The organism is Brevundimonas sp. (assembly GCF_023259385.1).
Classification (GTDB): Bacteria; Pseudomonadota; Alphaproteobacteria; order Caulobacterales; family Caulobacteraceae; genus Brevundimonas.
Window position 1 is genome coordinate 7759 of record NZ_JAHFPF010000049.1, and the last position, 8672, is coordinate 16430.

Here is an 8672-nt window from a genome sequence, read left to right on the forward strand (position 1 = left end):
ACTGGTTCACCGACCCGCAGACGCCGAACGAGCGCTTCAAGGCGACCGTCTTCATCCTCGACACCCGCCTGCGCGCCGACGCCCTGAACGTCACCGTGACCAAGGAAACGCGCGATGCGACGGGCAATTGGGTCGGCGCTCCGGTGGCGGCCCAGACGGAAACCGACCTGGAGAACGCGATCCTGACCAAGGCGCGCCAGCTCAACCTCCAGAACGCCGGCTAACACCCTCTCACGACCACCGCCTCCTTTAGGCCGCGCCCTTCAGGAGCAGCCTCAAGGATTCCCGTGGCCCGCTACGAGCCCAAGACCGCCGAACCCCGCCAGCAGGCCCGCTGGGCGGCCGCCGACGCCTTCCGCACCCCGACCCAAGGCACGGGAAAGCCGAAATACTATGTGCTGGAGATGTTCCCCTATCCGTCGGGGAACATCCACATGGGCCACGCCCGCAACTACGTCATGGGCGACGTGGTCGCGCGCTCCAAACGGGCCCAGGGATTCGACGTCCTGCATCCGATGGGCTGGGACGCCTTCGGCCTGCCCGCCGAGAACGCGGCCATCGAGCGCGGCGTCCATCCCGGCGACTGGACCTGGTCCAACATCGCCGCCATGCGCGAACAGCTGAAGCTGCTGGGCCTCTCGCTGGACTGGTCGCGTGAATTCGCCACCTGCGACCCGGCCTACTACGGCAAGCAGCAGGCCTGGTTCCTGGAGCTTTTCAAGCGCGGCCTGGTCTATCGCAAGGACTCGGTCGTCAACTGGGACCCCGTCGACAACACCGTCCTGGCCAATGAGCAGGTCGTCGACGGCCGCGGCTGGCGCTCGGGCGCGATCGTCGAGAAGCGCAAGCTGAACCAGTGGTTCCTGCGCATCACCGATTACGCCGACGACCTGATCGAGGGTCTGAAGGAACTGGAAGGCCGCTGGCCCGACAAGGTCCGGCTGATGCAGGAGAACTGGATCGGCCGCTCCAAGGGTCTGCAGATGACCTGGGCCTGGGCCGGGGACGCCCCCGCCGGCGCGCCCGACGGTCTGGAAATCTACACCACCCGCCCGGATACCCTGTTCGGCGCCAGCTTCATGGGCATCGCCGCCGACCACCCGGTCGCCCGCGCCCTGGCCGAGACCAACCCCGACGCCGCCGCCTTCGTCGCCGAATGCCGCAAGGGCGGCTCGACCCAGGCCGAGATCGAACAGGCCGAGAAGATCGGCTTCGACACCGGTCTGAAGGTCCGGCATCCGTTCGACGGCCGCGAGGTCAGCGTCTGGATCGCCAACTTCATCCTGTCCGACTACGGCACCGGCGCCATTTTCGGATGTCCCGCCCATGACCAGCGCGACTTCGAGTTCGCGACCAAATACCGGCTGCCGATCATCCCGGTTGTGAGACCTGACGGCGCCGGTGATGATTTCGGCGTTGAAACAGAGGCTTACACGGGCCCCGGAACCATCTTCCAGTCGGACTTCCTGGACGGTCTGGAGATCGAGGCGGCCAAGGCCGAGGCCATCGCCCGCATCGAGGCGGCCGGCCAGGGCGAGGGCAAGACCATCTATCGCCTGCGCGACTGGGGCGTCAGCCGCCAGCGCTACTGGGGCTGTCCGATCCCCATCGTCCACTGCCCGTCCTGCGGCGCCGTGCCCGCCGCCGACCTGCCGGTGGAGCTGCCCAAGGACGTCACCTTCGACACGCCCGGCAATCCTCTGGACCGCCATCCGACCTGGAAACACGTCAAATGCCCGTCGTGTCACGGTGATGCGACCCGCGAGACAGACACGCTGGACACTTTCGTGGATTCCAGCTGGTATTTCGCCCGCTTCACCGATCCGACGGCGGCCGAGCCGATCTCGCGCAGCGCGGCCGACCACTGGCTGCCGGTCGACCAGTACATCGGCGGCGTCGAGCATGCGGTGCTTCACCTGCTCTACGCCCGCTTCATCAGCCGCGCCCTGAGCGACGCCGGCCTGATGACGGTCAAGGAGCCCTTCGCCGGCCTCTTCACCCAGGGGATGGTGGTCCACGAGACCTACCGCCGCGCCGACGGCGCCTGGGTCGAGCCGACGGACGTCGAGCTGTCCAACGACAACGGGGTCCGCTCGGCCCGCCAGCTCTCGACCGGCGAGACCCTGACCATCGGCGACATCGAGAAGATGTCGAAGTCCAAGAAGAACGTCGTCGCGCCGCAGGAGATCGTCGAGACCTATGGCGTCGACGCCGGACGCCTGTTCGTCCTGTCCGACAGCCCGCCCGAGCGCGACGTGCAATGGACCCCCGGCGGCGTCGAGGGCGCCAGCCGCTTCGTCCAGCGCGTCTGGGCCGAGATCGAGGGCTACGACCCCGCCTTCGCCGGCGAGGCCGGCGCGAACGCCGCCCTGCTGCGCGAGACCCACAAAGCCATCAAGGCCGTGTCGGAAGGCATCACCGGCTTCCGCTTCAACTCGGCCATCGCCAAGCTCTACGCCTTCGTCGCCACCGTGCGCGATCACCAGACGGCGGGCGGCGACGCCCGGCGCCAGGCCCTGTCCGCCCTGCTGCGTCTGGTCGCTCCATTCACCCCCCACCTGGCCGAGGAAGGCTGGACGCGGCTGGGCGAAGAGGGGATGATCCTCGACGCGCCCTGGCCGGAATACGATCCGGCGCTGGCGGCCGACGACGAGGTCACCCTGCCCATCCAGGTCAACGGCAAGCGCCGCGGCGAGATCCGCGTCGCCCGTGGACTGGAGCCGGCGGCGGTGGAGGCCATCGTCCTGGCCGATCCGGACGTTCAGGCGCGGCTGGAGGGTCTGACCGTGAGAAAGATCGTCGTGGTCAAGGATCGGATCGTCAACGTGGTGGTCGCCTGATGAGAATGCTCGCACCCTGCGGCTTGGCGTTGGCGCTTGTCGCATCACTGGGACTGGCCGGTTGCGGCTTCACGCCCCTATATGGCGACGCCGGCGCCGGGACGTCGCTGTCGCGCATCGCCGTCACCACCCAGGATGACCGCCTGGGCTACCGCGTCCGCGAGCAGCTCGAGGACGCCCTGGGCCGCGACGGGTCGCAGACGCCCCTGTGGCGTCTCCAGACCACCCTTGAACAGTCGCGCCGCCCCATGGGCCGGCGCATCGACGACACCGCCACCCGCTATGAGCTGACTGTGCGCGGGACCTGGACCCTGACCCCGACGACCGGCGGCGACCCCGTCACCGGCGTCGAGACCGTCACCACCACCTACGCCGCGGCCGACCAGCCCTACGCCGCCATCGCCGCCCAGCAGGACGGTGAGGAGCGTGCGGCGGCCGAACTGGCGCGCCTGATCCGGCTGGACCTCCTCAGGACCCTGTCCGCCCCGTGATCCTGTCGAAGCGGCCCGAGGTCGATCGCTTCCTGAAGTCTCCGGACAAGGGCGTTCGCGCCGCCGTCATCCACGGCAAGGACCGCTCGGGCGTGGCCGAACGGGCCGAGATCCTGTGCAAGGCGATCACCCCGGACCTCAACGACCCCTTCAATGTCACCGTCCTGACGGACAGCGATATCGACGGCGACGAGGTCCGGCTGGATGAGGCCCTGACCGCGCTGAGCATGATCGGCGGCCGCCGGCTGGTGCGGGTGCGTCTGTCGGCCGAGAAGGCCTCGATCGACAAGATGTTGGCGGCGGCGCTGAAATCCCACGCCGCCGGCGATTTCAATCCCGACTGCATGCTGGTCATCGAGGCCGGGGCCCTTGGCCGCGACTCCGCCCTGCGCAAGGCCGCCGAGGCCGATAAGGGCGCCGTGGGCATCGCCTGCTACGAGGACGAGACCGGCGACGTGGCCCGGATGACGCGCGAAGCCCTGGCCGCCGACAAGGTCGGCCTGACCCAGGACGCCCTGGACCGTTTCGTCGCCCGCCTGCCCCGCGAACGCGGCCTGATGCGGCAGGAGATCGAGCGGCTGGTGCTCTACATCGGCCCGGGCAGCGGCCGCAGCATCGACACCGCGGAGCTGGAACTGCATCTGGGAGTCGAACCCGACGCCTCGCTGCAGGACGCCGCCCTGCAGGCCTTCGGCGGACGCCCCGGCCCCGCCCAGTCCGGCCTTCGGCGCGCCCTGGCCGAGGGTGAAAGCCCTGTCATGGCGGTGAGACAAGCGTCGATCCACCTCGGAAAGCTCCGCAGGATCAATGTCTTGCAAGCGAACGGGGCGAACGCCAAGGAGGCCGCCAAGGCCGCGGGCGTGTTCTGGAAACAGGAGGCGGAAATGCTCCGCCAGGCCCGCAGCTGGCGTCTGGACGACCTCGACAAGGTCCTGGACAGCGTCAACGCCGCCGACACCGCCACCAAGACCACGGGCTCGCCCGACCAGCTGATCGCCGAACGCCTGCTGCTGGAGATTTCGTCGCGCGCCAGAAGGCTGGGGCTTTAGCCCCGCTTCGACGCCTTGCGGAAGGCCGGCTTGTTCGCCGCCGCGCTTTGACGGGCCATGGTCTTTTCGGCATGCTGGGCGGGTTTGAAACCGCCCGCGGACGGCGCGCCGCCTCCGGCCTTCTTGGCGGCCAGCGCCTTCTTCATCGCTTCAGCGGTCGGATTGGTCGGCTTGTCGGTCATGGCCTCAGTCTGACACGCCGCGCCGCGCCGTCCAAACTCTTGCCCCCTCATCTCGATCAGATGTGAGCGCGACCTCCTCGATCTCGACCAGTCCGGCCCGTTCCAGCCCGGCGCGATACTCCGCAGGCTCCAGACTGGCGTGATACAAGGGCTGATCCATCCATTCTCCCAGGACCACGCCCCGTTCAGGCCCCCCGATGAACATGAGCACGCCGCCGGGCCGCAGGTGTCGGGCGTAGACCGCCGCCATCGCGCCTTGAGCCTCCGCGGTCAGATGAAAGGCGCTGAACCAGGCCAGAACGCCGTCGAACCGGCGGCCCAGGTCCAACCCGCGCATGTCGTCCACCCGCCACTCATGCTCCGGAAAGGCGGCCTGGCAGCGCGCGATCAGACCCGGCGAGGCGTCCACGCCCGTCAGGCGGAAACCGCGTCCGATCAGCCAGTCCGCGATCGGCCGCCCGGAGCCGCACCCCAGATCCAGCACCTCCGCTCCCTCGGGCAGGGCCGCCGCATAGCGTTCCAGATGAGGGCGCTCATCCGCGGTCGGCGGTCCGTCGCGCATCCGGGCCCAGTCGTCGGCGTGCCGGCTGTAGAGGCCGATGATCGCCTCGGCCGCCGCCTCGACCGGATCCGTCATCTCAGCCGCGCATCAGCCGGCGGCACAGGTCGTCCAGCTGTTCCAGCGTGCCGTAGCGGATGGTGATCTCGCCCTTGCCGTCCTTGTCGACCAACTGGACCTTCAGGCCCAGGGCGTCGGCCAGATCCTGCTCCAGCGCGGCCACGTCGGCCGAGCCTTCGCCCTGGGCCCGTACGGCCTTCGCCTTGACGGGCTTGGGACCCTCGGCGGCGCGGCGCGCCAGCGCCTCGGCCTGACGGACGTTCAGTCCGCCGTTGACGATTTCATTGGCCAGCTCGACCGCATTCGGCGACCCCACCAGGGCCCGGGCATGGCCGGCGCTCATCTTGCCGTGCCGCACGTACCACAGCACCTCTTCCGGCAGCTGCAGCAGGCGCAGGGTGTTGGCCACATGGCTGCGGCTCTTGCCGACGATACCGGCGACCGCGTCCTGGGTGCGGCCGAAACGCTCCATCAGCTGGCGATAGGCGTCAGCCTCTTCCAGCGGGTTCAGGTCCGCGCGCTGGACGTTCTCGATGATGGCGACCTCGAACACCTCGACGTCGTCCATCTCGCGCACGACGATCGGCACCTCGGTCAGGCGGGCCAGCTGCGAGGCGCGCCAGCGGCGTTCGCCGGCGATGATCTGCCAGACGCCGTCCTCGCCGGGCTGCGAGCGCACCAGGATCGGCTGCAGCACGCCTTTGTCGCGGATCGAGGCGGCCAGTTCCTCGAGGATGTCCGGTGTGAAGATCTTGCGCGGCTGATCCGGATTGGGTTTCAGGCTCTCGATCGGCGCCAGGCGCACGCCCGCGGGCGTCGCCGACCCGTCGACCGGCACGGCTTCGCCGGCCTGCTCTCCCAGAAGGGCCGACAATCCCCGGCCCAGGCCGCGCTGACGTTCGCTCAAGATACTGATTCCGTTCTTCTAATTATTCAGGCTGCGACTTGCAGGCGACGTTTGCGCTCGCGCGCCACCACCTCCCGCGCCAGCCGCAGATAGGCCTGGCTGCCGGCGCATTTCAGATCGTAGATCAGCGCCGGCTTGCCGAAGGACGGCGCCTCGGCGACCCGCACATTGCGCGGAATGACGGCGTCATAGACCTTTTCGCCGAAGTGGGCGCGCACGTCGTTGGCCACCTGGCCCGACAGCGCGCTGCGGCGGTCGTACATGGTCAGGACCAGGCCCTGGATCTCCAGCGACGGGTTCAGGCTTTGGCGGACCATGTCCACCGTCTTCATCAGCTGCGTCAGCCCCTCCAGAGCGAAGAACTCGCACTGCAGCGGCACCAGCACGGCGTCCGCGGCCGCCATAGCGTTCAGCGTCAGCAGGTTCAGCGACGGCGGGCAATCGATCAAAACATAGTCATACCGGGTCTGACCGTCCCTCCCCTGCCCCGCCAGAGCGTCGCGCAGGCGGAAGGAGCGGCGATCGGCCTGGCTCAACTCGATCTCGACGCCAGACATGTCCGCGTCGGCCGGAATGATGTGCAGCCCCGGCACTGAGGTCTGCACGGCGGAATCGTCCACCGAACGGCCGTCTACGATGACGTCGTAGATGGTCACCCGGCGTGTTTCACGTGGAACACCCAGCCCCGTCGACGCATTGCCCTGCGGGTCCATGTCGACGATCAGCACCTTCTCACCGATCGCGGCCAGGGCCGTACCCAGGTTGATCGCCGTGGTGGTCTTGCCGACGCCGCCCTTCTGGTTGGAAACGGCCAGAACGCGAGTCTTACCAGTTTTTGACACGGCTAATTCCCCGGACGGATACGATACGGCCGCGCGGATCGCTGCGCGAGACGGAGAGGTCGCTCTTGAATTGCCAGACCTTGCGGGCCTCGGCCACCTCAACCTCGGCCTTTTCTCCCTTCAGGAACAGCCCGCGCGCACCGCGTTGTAGATAAGGCTGTGCATAGCCGAGGAGCTTTTCCATCGGGGCCACCGCGCGAGCCGTGACCACTTCGACGGTGACCGCATTCTCCTCGGCCCGGCCGTTGATCACGGTCGCGCGCAGGGACAGGCCGTCGACCACCTCCTGCAGGAAACGGCAGCGTTTGCCGAGACTGTCGATCAGCCAGACGTGGCTCTTCTGCTCAGTCTTCAGCATGATCGCCAGCACCACGCCGGGGAAGCCCGCACCGGCGCCGAGGTCGGCCCACATCCTGGCGCCGGGCGCCAGGTCCAGCAACTGGGCGGAGTCCCGGATATGCCGGCTCCAGATGTCCGGCAGGGTGTCGGGCCCGATCAGGTTCATAACCGCATTGGCCTCGGTCAGCCGATCGATGAACCGCTGCAGATCGCCCATCTGGGCCGGCGTGGCGTTGAACTCCGCCTGGAAGGCGGCCGCATCATAAGTACTCACGCCGTGACTCCGGAAGGCTTCGGCGCCTTCTTCACATGGGACAACAGGGCCGTCAGGGCGCCCGGGGTCATGCCTTCGATCCGGCCCGCCTGCCCGAGGGTGCGCGGCTGGACCATCGACAGCTTCTCGCGGACCTCGTTCGAGAGCCCGCCGATGACGGCGTAATCGAGGTCCACCGGCAGGGCCAGCGCCTCTTCGCGGCGCAGGGCCTCGGCGTCGGCGGCCTGGCGGTCCAGATAGCCAGCGTAGCCCGCATCGATCTCGATCTGCTCGCGGACCTGCCGAGGCCAGTCGCGGATCTCAGGCCGGACGCCCTCAAAGGTCGCCAGCGTCACATCCGGGAACGACAGCAGGTCGCGGATCGAGCGGCGCTGTCCGTCGGCGTTGACCTTGATCCCCAGCTCCCCCGCTTCCTTGGGCGTGAACCGTGTTTCACGTGAAACAGCGGCCGCCTCGGCCAGCGCCGCCGCCTTCCGCTCGAAGGCCTTCGCCCGGGTCGATCCGACGATGCCCGCCTCGACGCCGATCGGCGTCAGCCGCTGATCGGCGTTATCGGCGCGCAGGGTCAGCCGATACTCCGCCCGGCTGGTGAACATGCGGTAGGGCTCGGTCACACCCTTGGTGACCAAGTCGTCGATCATCACGCCGATATAGGCATGGTCCCGGCCCAAGATCACCGGATCGGAACCCGCTGCCGCGCGGGCGGCGTTGAGGCCGGCGATCAGCCCCTGGGCCCCCGCCTCCTCATAGCCGGTCGTGCCGTTGATCTGCCCCGCCAGATAAAGGCCGGGTCGCTTCTTGACCTCCAGCGCCGCAGTCAGCTCGCGCGGATCGACATAGTCGTACTCAATGGCATAGCCGAAGCGGAACACCTCGACCTGCTCCAGCCCGGGAATTGTGCGCAGGAAGGCCAGCTGCGTCGCGTCAGACACCGAGGTCGAGATGCCGTTCGGATAGACGGTCGGATCGTCCAGGCCCTCTGGCTCAAGGAAGATCTGGTGCGAGGTCTTGTCGGCGAACCGGACCACCTTGTCCTCGATGGACGGGCAATAGCGCGGCCCGCGCCCCGACAGGTGGCCGCCATACACGGCGCTCTCCCCCAGGTTCTCGGCGATGATCCGGTGGGTTT

Annotated in this window: 10 protein-coding genes; 4 read left to right on the top strand and 6 right to left on the bottom strand. The window is 68.3% G+C overall.

The features are described 5' to 3' along the window. From Q0C81_RS05605 to holA, 4 genes are all read left to right on the top strand, one after another. Nucleotides 1–224: DUF3576 domain-containing protein (locus tag Q0C81_RS05605; RefSeq protein ID WP_291834781.1), on the top strand; the 224-nt coding region annotated here is incomplete at its 5' end. A 63-nt stretch (nucleotides 225–287) separates the two neighbouring features. Continuing rightward, a complete protein-coding gene (gene leuS, locus Q0C81_RS05610; RefSeq protein WP_291834784.1) occupies nucleotides 288–2840 on the top strand; it encodes a leucine--tRNA ligase in 2553 nt (850 codons plus the stop codon). Beyond that, on the top strand, nucleotides 2840–3331 hold the full coding sequence (gene lptE, locus Q0C81_RS05615) for an LPS assembly lipoprotein LptE (RefSeq protein ID WP_291834787.1): 492 nt from the start codon (nucleotides 2840–2842) through the stop codon (nucleotides 3329–3331). The genes leuS and lptE overlap by 1 nt, the downstream gene beginning before the upstream one ends. Next, nucleotides 3328–4380 (top strand): DNA polymerase III subunit delta, encoded by a 1053-nt coding sequence (holA, locus tag Q0C81_RS05620; protein WP_291834791.1) that lies wholly within the window; start codon nucleotides 3328–3330, stop codon nucleotides 4378–4380. Before lptE ends, holA begins: the two co-directional genes overlap by 4 nt. On the opposite strand, the gene Q0C81_RS05625 is transcribed toward holA, so the two are convergent. From Q0C81_RS05625 to Q0C81_RS05650, 6 genes are all read right to left on the bottom strand, one after another. Beyond that, complete coding sequence (locus tag Q0C81_RS05625) at nucleotides 4377–4562, bottom strand: hypothetical protein (protein ID WP_291834794.1); 186 nt, start codon at nucleotides 4560–4562, stop codon at nucleotides 4377–4379. The two genes, holA and Q0C81_RS05625, sit on opposite strands and share 4 nt — an antisense overlap. Nucleotides 4563–4566: 4 nt before the next feature. After that, nucleotides 4567–5199 carry a trans-aconitate 2-methyltransferase gene (locus Q0C81_RS05630; RefSeq protein WP_291834797.1) on the bottom strand — a complete coding sequence of 211 codons (633 nt, stop codon included), beginning with the start codon at nucleotides 5197–5199 and terminating at the stop codon, nucleotides 4567–4569. A gap of 1 nt (nucleotide 5200) precedes the next feature. Then, complete coding sequence (locus tag Q0C81_RS05635) at nucleotides 5201–6088, bottom strand: ParB/RepB/Spo0J family partition protein (protein WP_291834800.1); 888 nt, start codon at nucleotides 6086–6088, stop codon at nucleotides 5201–5203. A gap of 26 nt (nucleotides 6089–6114) precedes the next feature. After that, nucleotides 6115–6930 carry a ParA family protein gene (locus tag Q0C81_RS05640; RefSeq protein WP_291834803.1) on the bottom strand — a complete coding sequence of 272 codons (816 nt, stop codon included), beginning with the start codon at nucleotides 6928–6930 and terminating at the stop codon, nucleotides 6115–6117. Beyond that, a complete protein-coding gene (gene rsmG, locus Q0C81_RS05645) occupies nucleotides 6914–7486 on the bottom strand; it encodes a 16S rRNA (guanine(527)-N(7))-methyltransferase RsmG (protein WP_291834805.1) in 573 nt (190 codons plus the stop codon). The genes Q0C81_RS05640 and rsmG overlap by 17 nt, the downstream gene beginning before the upstream one ends. 53 nt (nucleotides 7487–7539) lie before the next feature. Next, the coding region (locus tag Q0C81_RS05650) for an FAD-dependent oxidoreductase (protein WP_291834809.1) at nucleotides 7540–8672 on the bottom strand (1133 nt) is incomplete at its 5' end.